Genomic DNA, 20,030 nt, shown 5'->3' on the forward strand with positions numbered 1-20,030 from the left:
ACGACCATGACGTCTTCGACCCCGTCGAACCCCGACCACCGCCCCGCCTCCCCGGCGTCCGCCCGGCAGGACCGCGCCGAGGCCCTCCCCGCCGACCTGCGCGAGGCACTGCGCCGGCGCCTCGCCGGACGGACCGGGGCCGCCGCCGCACCGGGCACCCGGCAGGGCATCCCGCGCGCCGGCCGGGACCACCCGCTGCCCCTCTCCTTCGCCCAGCAGCGCCTGTGGTTCCTGGACCGCCTGCGCCCCGGCGACGCGCGCTACAACAGCGCGGTCGCGCTCCGCCTCACCGGCACCCCGGACCACGAGGCGCTGCGCGAGGCCCTGACCGCCGTGGTGGCCCGGCACGAGGCGCTGCGCACCACGTTCGCGGAGACCGACGGCCGGCCCGTGCAGACCGTGCGGCCGGCGGGCCCGGTGCCACTGCCCGTCCGCGACACCGCTGACCTGGACGCGGACCTGCGGGCGGAGTACTCCCGCCCCTTCGACCTGCGGCAGGGCCCCCTGCTGCGGGCGCTGCTGCTGCGCGAGTCCGCCACCTCGCACGTGCTGCTGCTGACCGCCCATCACATCGTCACCGACGGCTGGTCGATGGGCCTGGTCCTGGACGAACTGTGCACCGCCTACGACGCCCTCGCCCGGGGCGCCGCACCAAAGCTGCCCCCGGTGGCCACGCAGTACCCGGACTTCGCGGTGTGGCAGCGCGACCAGCTCTCCGGGCCCCGCCTCGAAAAGCACCTCGCCTACTGGAAGGACCGGCTGACCGGCGCGGTCGCCCCGGAACTGCCCCTGGACCGGCCGCGGCGCGGCGAGGAGGCCGGTGCGGGCGCCGTCCACACCTTCACCGTCCCCGCCCGTCTCACGGCCCGGCTGCGCGACCTCGCCAGGGACCACCGCACCACCCTGCACACCACCCTGGTCGCCGCCACCCAGGCCCTGCTGGCCCGCTGGTCCGGCCAGGACGACATCACCGTCGGCTCCCTCACCCCCGGCCGGTCCCGCACCGACCTGGAACGCACCGTCGGCTTCTTCGTGAACACGGTCGTGCTGCGCACCGCGGTGGACCCCTCCGCCACCTTCCGCGACCTGCTCGCACAGGCGGCCGACACGGTCAACGGCGCCTTCGCGCACGGCGACACGCCGTTCGAGCGGATCGTGGAAGCGGTGGGCGCACCCCGTGAGGCGGGCCGCAACCCGCTGTTCGACGTGCTGGTCCTGCTGCACCCCGACCCGCCCGCCGCGACCGCCCCGCAGGGCCTCGCCACCGAACCGGTCACCGTGCCCCGGCAGGCGGCCACCTTCGACCTGAGCGTGGAGTTCGTCCCGGACGGCGAGCACCTGACCGGTCTGCTGGAGTACCGCACCGACCTGTTCGACCCGGCCACCGCCGAGCGCATGACCGGACAGCTGCTGCGCCTCCTGGAGGGAGCCGCCGGCGCGCCCGACCGGCCCCTGGGCAGCCTGCCCCTGCTGTCCGAGGCGGAGACCCGGCAGGTCGTCCACGACTGGAACCCCGCCGCCCCGCCGGTCGACGACACCACCTACCCCGCCCTCTTCGAGCAGCGGGCCGCCCGCACCCCCGACGCCCTCGCCCTCGTCGCCGGCGGCGAACGGCTCGACTACGCCGCCCTCAACGCCCGCGCCAACCGGCTCGCCCACCACCTCATCGCCCTGGGCGCCGGCCCCGAACGGCTGGTCGCGCTGCGGCTGCCGCGCACCGCCGACATGATCACGGCGATCCTGGCGACCTGGAAGTCCGGCGCCGGCTACCTGCCCCTGGACCCGGCCCTGCCCGAGGAACGCGTCCGGTACCTCCTCGACGACGCCCGCCCCGCCCTGGTCCTGGACGAGGCCGCCCTGCGCGCGGTGCCCGCGACAGCCCCGGACACCGACCCCACCGACGCCGACCGGCGTGCCCCGCTGGACCCGCGGAACACCGCCTACGTCATCTACACCTCCGGCTCCACCGGCCGGCCCAAGGGCGTCGCCGTCGCCCACCGCTCGGCCGTGCGCCTGCTGGCCGCCCACCGCGAGGGCTTCGTCGCCGACGCGGGCGGCGGCCCGCTGCGGGTGGCCCTCACCGCGTCCTTCTCCTTCGACACCTCCCTGGAGGGCGTGCTGCTGATGGCCGACGGCCACCCGCTGCACCTGGTCGACGAGGTCACCCGGATGGACCCGGCCGCCCTGGTCGAGTACGTGGTCGAACACCGCGTCGACTTCCTCGACGTCACCCCGTCCTACCTGCGGCAGCTGCTGCCCGCCGGACTGCTCACCGACCCCCGGCACCACCCCCGCGTCCTCATGCTCGGCGGTGAGGCCGTCGGCCCCGCCCTGTGGCGCGAGCTGGCCGCCCACCCGGACGTGCGGGCCCACAACTTCTACGGCCCCACCGAGTGCACGGTCGACGCGCTGTCCTGCCGTATCGACGGCGGCGACCGCCCGCTGGTGGGCCGCCCCCTGCCCGGCGTCCGCGCCTACGTCCTGGACGACCGCCTCCAGCCGGTGCCGCCCGGTGTCGGCGGCGAGCTGTACCTCGCCGGCGACCAGCTGGCCCGCGGCTACACCGGCCGCCCCGGCCTGACCGCGGCACGCTTCCCCGCCGACCCCTACGGGCCGCCCGGCACCCGCATGTACCGCACCGGCGACCTGGCCCGCTGGACCGCCGACGGCCGCCTGGACTACCTCGGCCGCGCCGACGACCAGGTCAAGGTGCGCGGCCACCGCATCGAGCCCGGGGAGATCGAGGCCGCCCTGCTCGCCCTGCCCGGGATCGGCGCCGCCGCGGTCGTCGCCGCACCCGACGCGCACGGCCACACCCGCCTCGCCGCCTACGTCGTCCCCGCGCCCGGCGCGCCCCGGCCCGCCCCCGCGGACCTGCGGGCGGCGCTGCGCCGCACCCTGCCGGACCCCCTGGTCCCGTCGTCCTTCACCCCGCTCGACGCGCTGCCGCTGACCACCAGCGGAAAGCTGGACCGCCGCGCGCTGCCCGCCCCCGCGCCCACCGAGGGGCAGCGCGAGTTCGCCGCCCCCCGCACCCCGGACGAGGAGACCCTGGCCGGCATCTGGGCCGAGGTGCTCGGGGTGCCCCGGGTCGGCGTCACGGACAACTTCTTCGAGCTGGGCGGCGACTCGATCCTCAGCATCCAGGCCGTCGCCCGGGCCCGCGCCGCGGGCCTGCGGATCGGCTCCCAGGACGTCTTCCGCCACCAGACGGTCGCCGACCTGGCCGCCGCCGCGTCCCACCGCACCGCCCCCGTGCCCGCGCCCCGGCGCCCCCACGAGGACGGGCCCGCCCCGCTCACCCCGGTCCAGGAGTGGTTCCTCGCCACCCACGGCCCGCTGCGGCACTTCAGCATGTCGATGCTGCTCGACCTGCCCCACGACCTCGACCGGGCCGCCCTCGAACGGGCGCTGGAAGCCGTCGTGGCCCACCACCCGTCGCTGCGCGCCCGTTTCACCCGCACGGAACGGACCTGGCGGCAGCACCCGGGCACCGGCCCGGCCACCGCACTGCTGACCTGCCACGACCCCGCGACCCCGCCCGCCGAGGCCGCCGACGCCGCCCGCGCCGCCCTGGACCCGGCCACCGGCGCCCTGCTGCGCGCCGCCCTGCTGACCGGCGGCGAGCGGCCCCGGCTGTTCCTCACCATCCACCACCTGGCGGTCGACAGCGTCTCCTGGCGGGTGGTCCTCGCCGACCTCGAACTGGCCTACCGGCAGGCCGTGGCGGGCGGGGAACCCCGGCTCGAACCCGAACACACCCCGTTCGCCGACTGGGCGCGCCGGCTCACCGACCGGGTCCGCGCCGGTGACCTGGACGACGACCTGGCGTACTGGACCGAGGAGGCCGCCCAGCCCCGCACCCCGCTGCCCGTGGACCTCCCCGGCACCCCGCTCGCCGGGTCCGTGCGCACCGTACGCACCCGCGTGGACCGCGCCACCACCGACGCGCTGCTGCGCCGCGTGCCGGGCGCGTACCGCACCCAGGTCAACGACGTGCTGCTGAGCGCGCTGGGCCGGGTCCTCGCCGACTGGACGGGCACCGACCGGGTGACCGTCGCCCTGGAGGGCCACGGACGCGAGGAGGACCTCGCCGAGGGCGCCGACCTGTCCCGCACGGTGGGCTGGTTCACCACCCAGTACCCGGTGACCCTCGCCCCGGGGGACCCGGCCGACTGGGGCGCCACCCTCAAGGCCGTCAAGGAGCGGCTGCGGGCCGTACCCCGCCGCGGGCTGACCTACCAGGCGCTCGGCCACCTCGGCTCACCCCGGCCGGAGGCCCGCGGCCTCGGCGCGCTCCCGCTGCCCCCGGTCTGCTTCACCTACCACGGCCAGTGGGAGGCCGCCCCCGGCGGGGACTTCGCGCCCACCGCCGACGTACCCGGCCGCGACGTGGACCCCACCCGGCCCCTGGACCACCTGCTGGACGTCTCCGCCGTGGTCTCCGACGGCGAGCTGGAGATCACCTGGCACTACAGCGACCAGGTGCACCGGGCCGGCACCGTCCAGCGGCTGGCCGACGGCATGGTGGGCGCCCTCGCCGCCATCGCCGAGCACTGCGCCCGCCCCGGCGCCGGCGGCCGTACCCCCTCCGACTTCCCGCTCGCCCGCCTGGACCAGGCCGGCGTGGACCGGATCGCCGGCGACGGCCGGGACGTGGAGGACCTCCTGCCGCTCACCCCGCTCCAGGAGGGCATGCTCTTCCACCGGCTCGTCGGCGGACCGGACGACGTGTACGTCGACCAGGCCGCGCTGCTGCTGGAGGGCGTCAGCGACCCCGACGCCCTGGCCGTCGCCTGGCAGCGCGTCACCGACCGCACCCCCGCCCTGCGCACGCGTGTGGTGTGGGAGGACGTGCCGATACCGCTCCAGGTCGTGCACCGCGCCGTCACCGTGCCGGTGGAGCGGTACGACTGGCGGGAACTGGACGCGGCGGAGCGCGCCGAGCGGCTCGCCCGGCTGCGCGCCGACGACCTCGCCCGCGGCATCGACCTCGACACCGCGCCCCTGATGCGGCTGACGCTCGTCCGGCTGCCCGATGCCCGGCTGCACCTGCTGTGGACCTCCCACCACCTGATCCTGGACGGCTGGAGCCTCGCCCAGGTCCTCACCGACGTGTTCGCGCAGTACGCGGCGCTCACCGCCGGCACCGAGCCGCGGCCCCCGGTACGGCGGCCGTTCGGCGACTACGTGCGCTGGCTCGCCGCCCAGGACACCGACGCCGCCCACGCGCACTGGCGGACCGTCCTCGACGGCTTCGCCACCCCCACCCCGCTGCCCGCCGACCGCGTCCGCCGCCCCGGGCACGAGACCCGCTCCGCCGACGTGTACACGGCCGGACTGTCCGAGGAGGTCTCCGCACGGCTGGCCCGCACCGCCCGGTCGGCCGGACTCACCCTCGGCACCGTGGTGCAGGGGGCCTGGGCGCTGCTGCTGTCCCGCTACAGCGCCGAACCGGACGTGCTGTTCGGCACCACCGTCTCCGGACGCCCCGACGACCTGCCCGGCGTCGAGTCGATGGTGGGCATGTTCATCAACACCCTGCCCACCCGCGTCCGGGTCGACGGCGGCCGCAGTGCCACCGCCTGGCTCAGGGAACTCCAGGAGGCGCAGGCCGAGGCCCGCCGGTTCGCCGCGGTGTCCCTCGCCGAGCTGACCGGCCTGAGCGACGTCCCCTCCGGCAGCCCGCTGTTCGACAGCATGGTCGCCTTCGAGAACTACCCCTTCGACGAGGCGGGCGCGGCCGGCTCCGGGATACGCCTGACGGACGTCTCCTCCCGGGACGCCACCAACTACCCCCTCGTCCTGCGGGCCTACCAGGGCGAACGGTTCGGCTTCGACCTCGCCTACGACCCCGGCCTGTTCGACGCCGCGACCGTCCGGGCACTCGCCGGCCGCCTGTGCCTGCTGCTCACGGAGCTGGCCGACGACCCCGACCGCCCGCTGCGCGCCCTCGCCTGGACCACCGCCGGGGAGCGGCACCGGCTGCTCACCGAGTGGAACGGCACCGCCGAGGGCCGGCCCGCCGAGACGCTGCCCGAACTCTTCGCGGCACAGGCCGCCCGCACCCCCCACGCCGAGGCCGTCGGCTGCGGCGCCGACCGCCTCGACTACGCCACCCTGGACGCGCGGGCGAACCGCCTCGCCCACCGGCTCGCCGAACTCGGCGCCGGACCCGAGACGTTCGTGGCCCTCGCGCTGCCCCGCTCCACCGACCTCGTCGTGGCCGTCCTCGCCGTGCTGAAGGCCGGCGCCGCCTACCTGCCCGTCGACCCCGCGCTGCCCGCCGAACGCGTCCGCGGCATCCTCGCCGACGCCCGGCCGGCGGCCCTGGTCACCACCACCAGCACCGAGGCCGGAACCACCGTCCCCGTCCTGCTGCTGGACGACCCCGACGTACGGGCGGACCTGGCCCGGCGTCCGGCCACCGGCCCGGCGGACCCGGACCGCCGCCCGCTGCCCGACAGCCCCGCCTACGCCATCTACACCTCCGGCTCCACCGGCCGCCCCAAGGGCGTCGTCGTCCCGCACGCCAACGTGGTCCGGCTGTTCACCCGCACCCGGCAGTGGTTCGGCTTCGGACCCGACGACGTGTGGACCCTCTTCCACTCCTACGCCTTCGACTTCTCGGTGTGGGAGCTGTGGGGCCCGCTGCTGCACGGCGGCCGGCTCGTCGTCGTCCCCGAGGACACCGCACGCTCCCCGGAGGACTTCCTGCGGCTGCTCGCCGACGAACAGGTCACCGTCCTCAACCAGACGCCCTCCGCGTTCTACCCGCTGATCCGCGCGGACGCCGAACTCCCCGCCACCGGCGACCGGCTGGCGCTGCGCACCGTGATATTCGGCGGCGAGGCGCTCGACGTCACCCGCCTCGCCGACTGGTACGCCCGCCACCCGGACACCGCGCCCCGCCTGGTCAACATGTACGGCATCACCGAGACCACCGTGCACGTCACCTACGCGCCCCTGGACCGCGACGCCGCCCGCGGCGGCACCGCGAGCCCCATCGGCACCGGCATCCCCGACCTGCGGGTCCACGTCCTCGACGGCGCCATGAACCCCGTACCGCCCGGCGCGGTGGGGGAGCTGTTCGTGGCCGGCGAAGGCCTGGCGCGCGGCTACCTGAACCGGCCCGGCCTCACCGCGACCCGCTTCCCCGCCGACCCGTTCGGACGGCCCGGCACCCGCATGTACCGCACCGGGGACCGGGCCCGCCGGCGGGCCGACGGCACCCTGGAGTACCTGGGCCGCGCCGACCAGCAGGTCAAGATCCGCGGCTACCGCATCGAACCCGGCGAGATCGAGGCGGCCCTGCACACCCACCCGGGCGTGGGCGCGGCGGCCGTCGGCGTGTACGAGGACACCGCCGGGACACGCCGGCTGGTGGCCCACGTCGTCGGCACCGGCACCGGCGACCGCACCGTGCCGCCCCCCTCCGCCGCGGACCTCCGCGCCCACCTGGAGCGGCTGCTGCCCGCGCACATGGTGCCCGCGGCCTACGTGCCGATGGCCGCCCTGCCGCTCACCGTCAACGGCAAACTCGACCGGCGCGCCCTGCCCGCCCCCGGCCCCGACGGCTTCGCCGCCGACGCGGCGCGGACCGCGCCGCGCACCCCCGCCGAACGGCTCGTCGCCGCCGCGTGGACCGACGTCCTGGACACCGGCGAGGTCGGCGCCGACGACGACTTCTTCGCCCTCGGCGGCGACTCCATCCTCGCCGTCCGCGTCACCTCCCGGCTGCGCGCGGCCTTCGGCACCGACGTCTCACCGAGGCTGCTGTTCACCCACCCCACGCTGTCCGCCCTCGCGGCGGCGCTGGGCGACCCCGGGACCGGGAGCGACGCCGACGCCGTCCCGGCCGCCGGCGCGGACGGCCCGGCCCCGCTGTCGTACGCCCAGCAGCGACTGTGGTTCCTGGACCGGTTCGAGCCGGGCAGCACCGAGTACACCACCCTGTCGGTGCTGCGCCTGCGCGGCCCGCTCGACGCCGGCGCGCTGCGCACCGCCCTGGACGGCCTGGTCGCCCGGCACGGCACACTGCGCACCACCTTCGCCGAACACGACGGCCAGGCACGGCAGATCGTCCACCCGCCGCGATCCGTCGACCTCCCCGTGGAGGACCTCGCGGACCCCGCCGCCCTGGACACCCTCATCGAGGACGAGGCCGCCACCCCGTTCGACCTGGCCGCCGGACCCCTGCTGCGCGCCCGCCTGGCCCGGCTCGCCGCGGACGAGCACGTCCTCGTCCTCGCCGTGCACCACATCGCCACCGACGGCTGGTCCGTCGGCGTCCTCGGCCGGGACCTGGGGGAGCTGTACGCGGCGGCCCTGGACGGCCGCCGCCCCGCACTGCCCGACCTGCCGGTCCGCTACACCGACTACGCCGCCTGGCAGCGCGGACGCACCGGCCACGCCGAGGCCGACCTCGCGTACTGGCGCGGGGCCCTCGACGGTGTGACCCCGCTGGAAGTGCCCACCGACCGGCCCCGCCCGGCCGTCCGCACCCGCGACGGCGCCCTGGTGACCTTCACCCTGCCCGCCGCGCTGACCGCGCGGCTGCGCGAGCGCGGCCGGGAGGCCGACGCCACCCTCTACATGACCCTGGTGACGGCCTGCCAGGTGCTGCTCGCCCGCTGGGCCGGCCAGGAGGACGTCACCGTCGGCACCGTCACCGCCGGCCGTGAGCGGCCCGAACTGCACGACGTGGTCGGCATGTTCGTCAACACCCTCGTGCTGCGCGCCCGCGTCCGCCCCGACCTGCCCTTCCGGGAACTGCTGGCCGAGGTGCGCGGCACCGTACTGGAGGCGTTCGCCCACCAGGACATCCCCTTCGAGCGGGTCGTGGACGCCCTCCAGCCCGAACGCGACACCAGCCGCACCCCGCTGTTCCAGGTGATGGTCGCGCTGCACAACCTGGGCGCCGAGACGCTCCGGCTGCCCGGCCTCACGGTGGAACCGGTGACCCCGCCGGTCCGCAACGCCACCTTCGACCTCGCCTTCGACTTCGTGGAGGACGACGGCGGCCTCACCGGCTACCTGGAGTACAACACCGGGCTGTTCGACGCCGCCACCGCCGAGCGGCTCGCCGGCCGGCTGCGGATCCTGCTGGAGGCCGCCGCCGAGGACCCGGAGCGGGCCGTGGGCGCCCTGCCGCTGATGACCGACGACGAGCGGCAGCAGGTGCTCCGGTACGGCACGGGCGCCCGCCTGCCCGAGCCGGACACCACCTTCCCGGCCCTGTTCGAGGACCGGGCCGCCCGCACCCCGCACCACACCGCCCTGGTGGCCCGGGACGCCACCTGGGACTTCGCCGCGCTGAACCAGCGGGCCAACCGGCTCGCCCACCACCTCATCGCCGGCGGCGCCGGCCCCGAGGACGTCGTCGCGGTACGGCTCCCGCGCACCTCCGACCTGGTGGTGGCGGTGCTGGCGGTCCTCAAGGCGGGCGCCACCCTGGTCTGCCTCGACCCCGCGCTTCCGGAGGACCGCGTCGCGTTCCTCCTCGACGACGTCCGGCCGCACACCCTGCTGACCGGCCTCGGCGCGGTGCCCTGGGACCGGCTGCCCGACCACGACCCGGCCGACACGGACCGCGTCCGGCCGCTGCTGCCCGGGCACACCGCCTACATCATCCACACCTCCGGCTCCACCGGCCGCCCCAAGGGCGTCGCCGTCGAACACCGGCAGCTGGTCAACCTCTGCCACGACCACCGCGAGCACCTGCTCGCCCCGCACACCGCCGGCGGGCGGCGGCTGCGGGCCGCGCTCAGCGCCTCCTTCTCCTTCGACACCTCCTGGGAAGGACCGCTGCTCCTCGCCCTCGGCCACGAGGTGCACCTCGTCGACGAGGACGTACGCCTGGACCCGGAGGCGTTCTGCGCCCAGGTCGCCGCACACCGCATCGACCTGGTGAACGTCACCCCCTCCTTCCTGCGGGAACTCACCTCCGCCCGCCTGCTCGCCCCCGGCCGCCACCACCCGGGGCTGCTGCTCGTCGGCGGCGAGGCCGTCACCACGGCCACCTGGCAGGAGCTCGTACGCGCCGAACACGAACTGGGCGTGGCCGTGTACAACATGTACGGGCCCACCGAATGCACCGTCGACGCCGTCTACGGCCGCTGCGCCGACCGGCCCGGCCGGCCGGTCCTCGGCCGTCCCGGCGGCAACCTGCGGGCCTACGTCCTCGACGGCGCGCTGCGCCCGGTGCCACCCGGGACGCCCGGCGAGCTGTACCTCGCCGGGGCGCAGGTCGCCCGCGGCTACCTCGGCCGGCCCGGACTGACCGCCGCCCGCTTCCCCGCCGACCCGTTCGGCGCGCCCGGCGAGCGCATGTACCGCACCGGGGACCGGGCCCGCTGGGACCGGGACGGACTGCTGGAGTTCCTCGGGCGGGTGGACGAACAGGTCAAGATCCGCGGGTTCCGCATCGAGCCCGGCGAGGTCGAGGCCGCCCTCCTCGCCCACCCCGACGTCACCGACGCGGCGGTGAGCGCGCGTGAGCACGCCGGCCGTCTCATGCTGGTCGCCTACGTGGTGCCCGCCGCCGGCCGGACCCCCTCCGCCGACGCACTGCGGGTCGCCCTGCGCCGGACCCTGCCCGACCACATGGTGCCCGCCGCCTTCGTCACGCTCGCCGGCATCCCGCGCACCACCAGCGGCAAGACCGACCGGCGCGCCCTGCCCGCCCCGCCCGCGCAGCCCGACAGCGCCACCGCGTACACCGCCCCCCGGACCGCCACCGAGGAACGCCTCGCCGCGATCTGGGCCGAGGTCCTCGGCGTCGAACGGGTCGGCACCCGGGACAACTTCTTCGCGCTCGGCGGCGACTCCATCCTCAGCATCCAGATCGTCTCCCGCGCCCGGCAGGCCGGCCTCGCCCTCACCACCAAGGACGTCTTCCGCCACCAGACCGTCGCCGAACTCGCCCTGCGCACCGGGGAGTCGGCGCCCCCCACGGCAACCGGCGAGGACACCCCGGCCGAGGCGCCGCTCACCCCGATCCAGCACTGGTACCTGGACGGGCGCGACCCCGGGCAGAAGCTGCGCTTCACCATGACCCAGCGTCTCGAGCTCGCCCCGGACACCGATGCCCCGGCCCTGCGGCAGGCCGCCGACGCCCTCGTACGCCACCACGCGGCCCTGCGGACGCGGTTCCGCCGCACCGCCGACGGCTGGCGCCAGGAGGTGCTGGACGAGGCACCGGACGGCGTCTTCACCGGGCACGACCTGACCGGCCTGGACGACGGGGCGGCGGAGGCGGAGGCGCAGCGGCTCACGGACGAGGCGCAGGCAGCCCTCGACCCCGCCGAGGGCCGGGTCGTGCGCGTCCTGTTCCTCGACCTCGGCCCGCGGCGGCCGGGACAGCTCGTCATCACCGCGCACCACCTGGTGATCGACGGTGTCTCCTGGCGCATCCTGCTGGCCGACCTGGAGACCGCCCACCGGGCCGCCGCGGCCGGGAACCCCGCCGCACTGCCCGCCCCCGGCACCTCCTACGGCCACTGGGCCGCCCGCCTCGACCGGCACACCCGTTCCGGCGGCCTGGACGCGGACCTGCCCTACTGGACCCGCGCCACCGCCGCCCCGGCCGGGCTGCCCGCCGGACGGCCCGGCGCCAACACCCACGGCACCGCCGCCACCGTCACCGTCACCCTGGACGCCGGGACCACCGACGCCCTGCTGCGGCAGGTCCCCGAGGTCTACCGCACCCAGGTCAACGACGTCCTCCTCAGCGCCCTCGGCCGCACCCTGGCCCGCTGGTGCGGGCGCGACACCGTGCTGCTCGGCGTGGAGGGCCACGGCCGGGAAGACCTGTTCGAGGACGTCGACCTGTCGCGGACCGTGGGCTGGTTCACCGCCGAGTTCCCCCTGGCCCTGCGCGTCGACCCCGACGCCGGCTGGCACGACACCCTCCGCTCCGTCAAGGAGCAGCTGCGCGCCGTACCGCTGCACGGTCTGAGCCACGGCGCCCTGCGCCACCTGAGGCCCGGCAGCCCGCTCACCTCCGCCCCGGCCCCGCAGGTCGGCTTCAACTACCACGGCCAGTGGGACGCCGGCGGCGCCACCGCCGACGGCCTGGTCCGCGGCTCCCTGCCCCCGGCGGGCCGGGACACCGACCCGGACGAGTCCCGCCCCTACCTCCTGGACATCACCGGAGTGGTCCAGCAGGGCCGCCTCGAACTCGGCTGGACCTACCCGGCGGAGATCTACGACCGGGCCACCGTCGCCCGGCTCGCCGAGGAGACCACCGCGGCCCTGCGCGACCTGGTGGCGCACTGCGCCCGCCCCGGCGCGGGCGGCCGCACACCCTCCGACTTCCCCCTCGCCCACCTCACCCAGGACCGGCTGGACCGGCTCGTCGGAGACGGCCGGCACGTCGAGGACGTCCTGCCGCTCACCCCGCTCCAGTCCGGCATGCTCTTCCACGGCCTCGTCGACACCGAGCACGCCTACTTCGACCGCACGGCCGTACGGCTGTCCGGCGTGGCCGACCCGGACGCCTTCGCCGCGGCCTGGCAGCAGGTCACCGACCGCACCCCGGCCCTGCGCACGAGCGTCCACTGGCAGGGCCTGCCCCACCCCGTGCAGATCGTCCACCGCCGCGCCGAGCTGCCCGTCACCCGCCTCGACTGGCGCGCCCTCACCCCCGGACAGCGTGCCGAGGCGACCGACCGGCTGCTCGCCGAGGACCGCGCGGCGGGCATGGACCTCACCACCGCACCGCTGACCCGCCTCGCCCTGGCCGCCCTGCCCGGCGACGAGGTGCTGCTGCTGTGGTCCACCCACCACATCGTCCTCGACGGCTGGAGCACCGGACAGCTGCTCACCGAGGTCTGCGCGCGCTACGCCGGGCTGACCGGCGGCCCGCACACGCCACCCCCGGTTCGGCGGCCGTTCGCGGACTTCCTGCACTGGCTGGGCGAGCAGGACGAGACGGCGGCCGAACGGCACTGGGCCGACGCCCTGGCCGGATTCACCGCCCGCACCCCGCTGCCGTACGACCGCACGCCCGCCGAGGCCCACCGGGCCCGGTCCGCCGCGGCCGTCCACCACGAGCTGGACGCCGGCGTCTCGCGGCGGCTGCGGGAGACCGCCGCCCGCGCAGGGCTCACCGTCAACACCGTGGTGGAGGGGGCCTGGGCGCTGCTGCTGGCCCGGTACAGCGGCCGGGACGACGTGGTGTTCGGCACCACCGTCTCCGGCCGCCCCGCCGAACTGCCCGGCGTCGAAGGCATGATCGGCATGTTCATCAACACGGTGCCGACCCGTGTCCGCGTCCCGTCCGGACCCGTACTGCCGTGGCTGCGCGACCTCCAGGAACGGCAGAGCGACGCCCGCCGCTTCGACTTCCTCGCCCTGCCCCGCATCCAGGCCGCCACCGAGATCCCCGCCGGGGAACCGCTGTTCGACAGCATGGTGGTCTTCGAGAACTACCCCGTGGACGAGGAGGCCACGGCCCGCACCGGCGTCCGCGTCGAGGAGGTGCGCGCCGACGACGCCACCACCTTCCCCTGGTGCCTGCGCGCCCACCTGGCCGAACGGCTCGGCTTCGACCTCTCCTACGACCCCGCCCTGTTCGACGCCGGCACCGCCGAGCGCGCCGCGGAGCGGTTCGCCGCCCTGCTCACCACCCTCGCCGACGGGTCCGGCGCCGGCCTCGGCGACCTGGACCTGCTCACCCCGGCCGACCGCGGCCTGCTGGCCGCCTGGAACACCACCACCCGCCCGACCGCACCGCGCAGCCCGGTGGACCTGTTCGCGGAGCAGGCCCGCCGCGCCCCGGACGCGACAGCGGTGTCCGACGGCGACCGCGCGGTGACCTACCGGGAACTCGCCGAGTGGTCCCGCGCCCTGTCCGCGCGGCTGCTCGCCGCCGGGCTGGCCCCCGAGGGCCGGGTGGCGCTGCTGATGGAGCGCTCCGCCGAACTCGTCGTCGCCCAGCTGGCGGTGCTCATGGCGGGCGGCGCCTACGTGCCCGTCGACACCCGGGCCCCCGAGGAGCGCCGGCGCACCCTCCTCGCCCAGGCGGGCGCGACCGTCCGGCTCACCGCCGCCGAGGTGGCCGCCGCCCGCCCCGGGACCCCGGACGGGCGGACACCGGACGCCGGTACCGGCCGGCCGGCGCCCGGCACCGGCGCGGGGGAGCAGGCGCCGCCCGCCGACCCCGACCGGCTGGCGTACGTGATGTTCACCTCCGGCTCCACCGGCCGGCCCAAGGCGGTCGCCGTACGCCACCGTGACGTCGCCGCGCTCGCCACCGACAGCCGGTTCGCCGGCGGGGTGTCCGCCCGGGTGCTGCTGCACTCGCCGGTGGCCTTCGACGCGGCCACCTTCGAGGTGTGGGCGCCCCTCCTCAACGGCGGCTGCGTGGTCGTGGCCCCCGGCGACGGCGTGGACGCGGCCCTGATCCGCCGGCTGACCGCCGGTGACGGGCTGAGCGCGCTGTGGCTGACCGCCGGCCTGTTCCGGCTGCTCGCCCAGGACGCGCCGGACTGCTTCCGCGGTCTCGGGCAGGTCTGGACCGGCGGAGACGTCGTCCCCGCCCAGGCCGTGCGCCGCGTCCTGTCCGCCTGCCCCGGACTGACCGTGGTGGACGGCTACGGCCCCACCGAGACCACCACCTTCGCGACCTCCTGCGCGCTCACGGACCCGGCGGCGGTGCCCGACACCGTCCCCGTCGGCCACCCCCTGGACGACATGCGGGTCCACGTCCTCGACGCCCGGCTGCGGCCCGTGCCGCCGGGCTGCGCGGGCGAGCTGTACGTGGCCGGAGAGGGCGTCGCCCGCGGCTACCTGGGCCGTCCCGGCGACACCGCCGCCCGCTTCCTCGCCGACCCCTGCGGCCCGCCCGGAGCCCGGATGTACCGCACGGGCGACCTCGCCCGGCGGCGGCCGGACGGCACCGTCGAGTTCCTGGGCCGCGCCGACGACCAGGTCAAGATCCGCGGCTTCCGGGTCGAGCCCGGCGAGGTCGAGGCGGCGCTCGCCGCCCACCCCGGCGTCGTGGACGTGGCCGTGCTGGCCCGCGAGGACCGGCCGGGCGCCAGGCGGCTCGTCGCCTACGTCGTCGGCCCGGCCGGCCGGGACACCGAGGAGCTGCGGGCCTTCGCCGCCCGCGCCCTGCCCGAGTACCTCGTCCCCGGCGCCTTCGTCCCGCTCGACGCCCTCCCGCTGAGCGGCAACGGCAAGGTGGACCGGGCGGCGCTGCCCGCCCCCCGGGCCACGGCACGGGCCGGGCGGGTCGAGCCGCGTACCGAGGCCGAGCGCCGCACGGCGGACGTCTTCGGCGAGGTGCTGGGCATCGAACCGCCCGGCGCCGAGGACGACTTCTTCCGGCTCGGCGGCGACTCGATCCTCTCCATCCGGCTCGCCTCCCGCCTCGCCGAGGACTTCGACACCGACCTCACCCCCCGCGCGGTGTTCAGCCACCCCACGCCCGCCGGCCTGGCCCGGCTGCTCGGCAGCCGGCAGGGCAGCGGCCGGCCGGAGATCGTCCCGGTCGCCCGCGAGGGGGCCGCGCCGATGTCGTACGCCCAGCAACGCCTGTGGTTCCTGGAGGAGTTCGCGCCCGGCGGCGCCGAGTACGTGACCGCGCTCGCCCTGCGCCTGCACGGCACCCTGGACAGCGGCGCCCTCCACGCGGCCCTCGTCGCCCTGGTGGCCCGGCACGAGTCGCTGCGCACCACCTTCGACAGCGTCGACGGACACGGCGTGCAGCGCGTCCACCCGCCCCGGGACGTACCGCTCCCCGTGCGCGACCTGGCCCACCTCACCGACGGCGAACGGGAACCCGCGCTGCGGGCCCTGCTCGCCGAGGAGCGCTCCCGCCCCTTCGACCTGCGTCAGGGACCGCTGCTGCGCGCCGGCCTGGTCCGGCTCGCCGACCACGACCACGTCCTCACCCTGACCCTGCACCACATCGTCACCGACGGCTGGTCCACCTCCGTCCTGCTCGGCGACCTCGCCCACCTCTACCGGGCACGACTGGGTGCCGTACAGGACGACCTGCCGCCGCTGCCGGTGCAGTACGGCGACTACGCGCACTGGCAGCGCACGGCCGGCGCCGCCGGCGCGGACGGGCAGCTCGCCTACTGGAAGCAGCACCTGGCCGGCACCGCACCACTGGACCTGCCCACCGACCGGCCCCGGCCGCCGGTGCGCACCAGCGCCGGCGCCACCACCCCCCTGGTCGTGCCCGCCCGGACGGCCCGGCGGCTGACCGAGCTCGCCCGGGACCGGGGAACCACCCTGTTCACCACGCTCGTCGCCGCCGCCCAGGCCTATCTGGCCCGGCTCTCCGGCACCGACGACATCGCCGTCGGCACCGTCACCTCCGGCCGCGACCGGGCCGAGACCCAGGCCCTGGTCGGGTTCTTCGTCAACACCCTGGTCCTGCGGTCCCGAACCGACGCCGAACAGCCTTTCACCGCCTTCCTGGGCGCGGTGCGGGAAACCGTCCTCGACGCCTTCGCCCACCAGGACGTGCCCTTCGAGCGGGTCGTGGACGAGGTCCAGCCGGTCCGCGACACCAGCCGCAGTCCGCTCTTCCAGGTCATGGTCGTCCTGCAGAACACCCCGTCGGCCGACCTCGACCTGCCCGGCCTGGACGTCACCGACGTGGAACCGGAGTCCGAGCAGGCCGCGTTCGACCTCACCCTGGAGTTCGCCGAGACCGGCTCCGGAGCCCTGCACGGCCTGCTCACCTACAACACCGACCTGTTCGACGCGGCCACCGCGGAACGGATGGCAGGCCAGCTCGGCACCCTGCTGGACGCCGTCGCCGAGAACCCCGACCGCCCGCTCGGCGCCCTGCCGCTGACCTCGGACGACGAACTGAAGACCCTGCTGGACCACGGCCGCGGCACCTTCCGCGCGGTGCCCGAGGCAACCCTGCCCGACCTGTTCGAACGGCAGGCGGCCCGCACCCCGGACGCGGTGGCACTCGTGGACGGCGACCGCGAGCTGACCTACGCGGACGTCGACCGGGCGGCCAACCGGCTGGCCCACCGGCTGCTGCGGGACGGCGTCGGACCGGAGCGGGTCGTGGCCCTGGCCCTGCCCCGCTCCGCGGCGACGGTCGTGGCCCAGATCGCCGTCGCCAAGGCCGGCGGCGCCTTCCTGCCCGTCGACCCGGACTACCCGCCGCAGCGACGTGAGTTCATGATCCGCGACGCGGGCGCCCACCTCGTCCTCGCCGATCCCGCCGAGGTGTGGACCGCGGACGGACCACCGACCGCGCCCACGGACACCGACCGCCCCACCGCGCTCACCCCGGCGCACCCCGCCTACGTCATCTACACCTCGGGCTCCACCGGCACCCCCAAGGGCGTCGCGGTCACCCACCGGGGCCTGGCCGTCTTCGCCGCGTCCGCCGCCGAACAGTACGCGGCGGGCCCCGGCGACCGGGTGCTCCAGTTCGCCTCGCCCAGCTTCGACGCTTCCGTACTGGAGCTGTGCGTCTCCCTGCTCAGCGGGGCCGCCCTGGTCACCGGTGAGGAGGGGCCGCTGGTCGGGGAACGGCTGGCGGAGGTGCTCGCCGAGCGGCGCATCACCCACACGCTGATCCCGCCGGCCGCGCTGGCCACCGTGGCGCCGGAGACCGCCGCCGCCCTGCCCGCCCTGCGCACGCTGATCGTGGGCGCCGAGGCCTGCCCCGCCGACCTCGTGGAGACCTGGGCGCCCGGCCGCCGCATGATCAACTCCTACGGGCCCACCGAGGCCACGGTCGTCGCCACCTGGACCGGCCCGCTGGCCCCCGGCAGCGGCGCCCCGCCCATCGGCCGCCCCGCCGGCAGCACCCGCGTCCACGTCCTCGACGCCGCCCTGCGGCCCGTCCCGCCCGGCGTGACCGGCGAGCTGTACATCACCGGTCCCGGACTGGCCCGCGGCTACCCGGGCCGGCCCGGACTCACCGCCCAGCGGTTCGTCGCCGACCCGTTCGGCGCACCGGGGGAGCGGATGTACCGCACCGGGGACCTCGTCCGCTGGACCGCCGACGGCCTGCTCCGCTTCGCCGGACGCGCCGACGACCAGGTCAAACTGCGCGGCTTCCGCATCGAACCCGGCGAGATCGAGAGCGCGCTGCGCCGCAGCCCCCTGGTACGGGACGCGGTCGTGACCGTACGCGAGGCGGATGCGCCCGGCGCCCCCGCCCGGCTCGTGGCCTACGTCGTCCAGGCCGACCCGTCCGCCCCGCTGCCCGTCGGCGAGCTGCGGCTGCACCTGGGCGGGTTGCTGCCGCCGCACATGGTGCCGTCCGTCTTCGTGGCCCTCGACCGGCTGCCGCTCACCCCGAACGGCAAGACGGACCGGCGGGCCCTGCCCGCACCCGGGCCCGCCCGCGCCGGCGACGGGCCGCGGACCGCGCCGCGCACCGAGACCGAACGCCGCATCGCCCGGATCTGGGCCGACGTCCTGGGTATCGAAGAGGTCGGCGCCGACGACAACTTCTTCGCGCTCGGCGGCGACTCCGTCCTGAGCATGCAGGTCGTCTCCCGGCTGCGCCGCGACGGCCTGCACATCGCGACCCGGGACCTGTTCACCCACCAGACCGTCGCCGAACTCGCCACCGTCGTCCGCAGCGCGCCCCAGCGGTCCGGGGAGGGCCCGGTGACCGGCGAGGTGCCGCTCACCCCGATCCAGCACTGGTTCCTGACCAGCCCGCGCGCCGCCCACCACCACTTCAACCAGTCGGCGCTGCTGGAACTCGACGGCACCCCCGACCCGCGGGCGCTGCGGGCCGCCCTCGACGCGCTGCTGGAGCACCACGACGCCCTGCGCATGCGGTTCACCCGGGAGTCGGACGGCTGGCGGCAGTTCAACCCGCCGCCCGCCGGCGGCCACGACGTCCTCACCCGCCACGACCTCACCGGACTGTCCGCCGAGGACGCCGACGCGGCCATGGCGAAGACCGCCGACGAACTGCACGCGGGCCTCGACCTGGCCCACGGCCCGCAGCTGCGCGCCGCGCTGTTCACCGGCGAGCCGGACCGGCCCGCCTTCCTCCTCCTCGTCGCCCATCACCTGGTCGTGGACGCCGTCTCCTGGCGCATCCTGCGCGACGACCTGGAGACCGCCTACCGGCAGGCGCTCCAGGGAGCCCCGGTCACGCTGGGGGAGCGCGGCACCAGTTTCCGCGCGTGGTCCCGGGGACTCGCCGCGTTCGTCGCCGAGGGCGGTCTCGACCACGAACTGCCGCACTGGGAACAGGCGGTGCACGCCGGACCCGCCCCGGCGGACCCCGCCCCGGCGGCCGAGCCGGGACCGGCGGCCGTGGTGAGCGTGGAACTCGGCGAGGAGGACACCGAGGCCCTGCTGCGCTCCGCGCCGACCGCCTACCGCACCCGGGTCAACGACGTCCTGCTCACCGCCCTCGCCCTGGCGCTGGCCCGCTGGACCGGACACGACCGGGTCCGCCTGGACCTGGAGGGCCACGGCCGCGAGGACCTGCTCGACGGCGTCGACCTCTCCCGCACGGTCGGCTGGTTCACCACCGTCTACCCGGTCGCCCTCCAGGTGTCCGAGCCCGGCGACCTCGGCCCGGACCGCGACTGGCGGTCCCTGGTGAAGTCGGTGCGCCGCCAGCTGCGGGCCGTGCCCGGCAACGGCATCGGCTTCGGCGCCCTGCGCACCTTCGGACCGCCGGAGGTCCGCGAGCGCTTGGGCGGCAGCGCGCACAGCGAGGTGGTCTTCAACTACCTCGGCCAGTGGGACGCCCGACCCGACACGGCGGACGGCGGCCTGGTCCGCGCCGAACACGGCTCGTTCGGGCAGGACCACGACCCCCGGGACCCGGGCTCGCACCTGCTGGAGGTGGTGGGCGCGGTCCAGCACGGCCGTCTCGCCTTCACCTGGCACCACCGGCCCGGCGTCCACGACACCGCGACCGTGCGCCGCGTGGCCGAGGACTTCGCCGAGGCCCTGCGCCGGCTCGCCCGGCACGCCAGGGGAGGCCGGTGACGATCCTCCGCCCCCGCGAGGCGCCGCGCCGGCGGACCGACCGGCACGGCCCCCGCTCACCCCGCGCCCCG

Annotated in this window: 1 protein-coding gene; it reads left to right on the forward strand. The window is 76.5% G+C overall.

Going from position 1 to position 20,030, the window contains the following annotated elements; genetic code table 11:
• The first annotated feature begins 6 nt into the window (after nt 1-6).
• Entirely contained in the window at nt 7-19,959 is a 19,953-nt protein-coding gene (locus ACGFT1_RS30140; protein ID WP_373912143.1) for a non-ribosomal peptide synthase/polyketide synthase, read from the forward strand.
• Nucleotides 19,960-20,030 lie beyond the last annotated feature (71 nt).

It is taken from the genome of Streptomyces sp. Y20, from assembly GCF_043195475.1.
Taxonomy (GTDB): domain Bacteria; phylum Actinomycetota; class Actinomycetes; order Streptomycetales; family Streptomycetaceae; genus Streptomyces.

Coding starts and splice junctions, on each gene's coding strand:
- ACGFT1_RS30140 (WP_373912143.1), top strand. CDS start 7: ATGACGTCTTCGACCCCGTCGAACCCCGACCACCGCCCCGCCTCCCCG.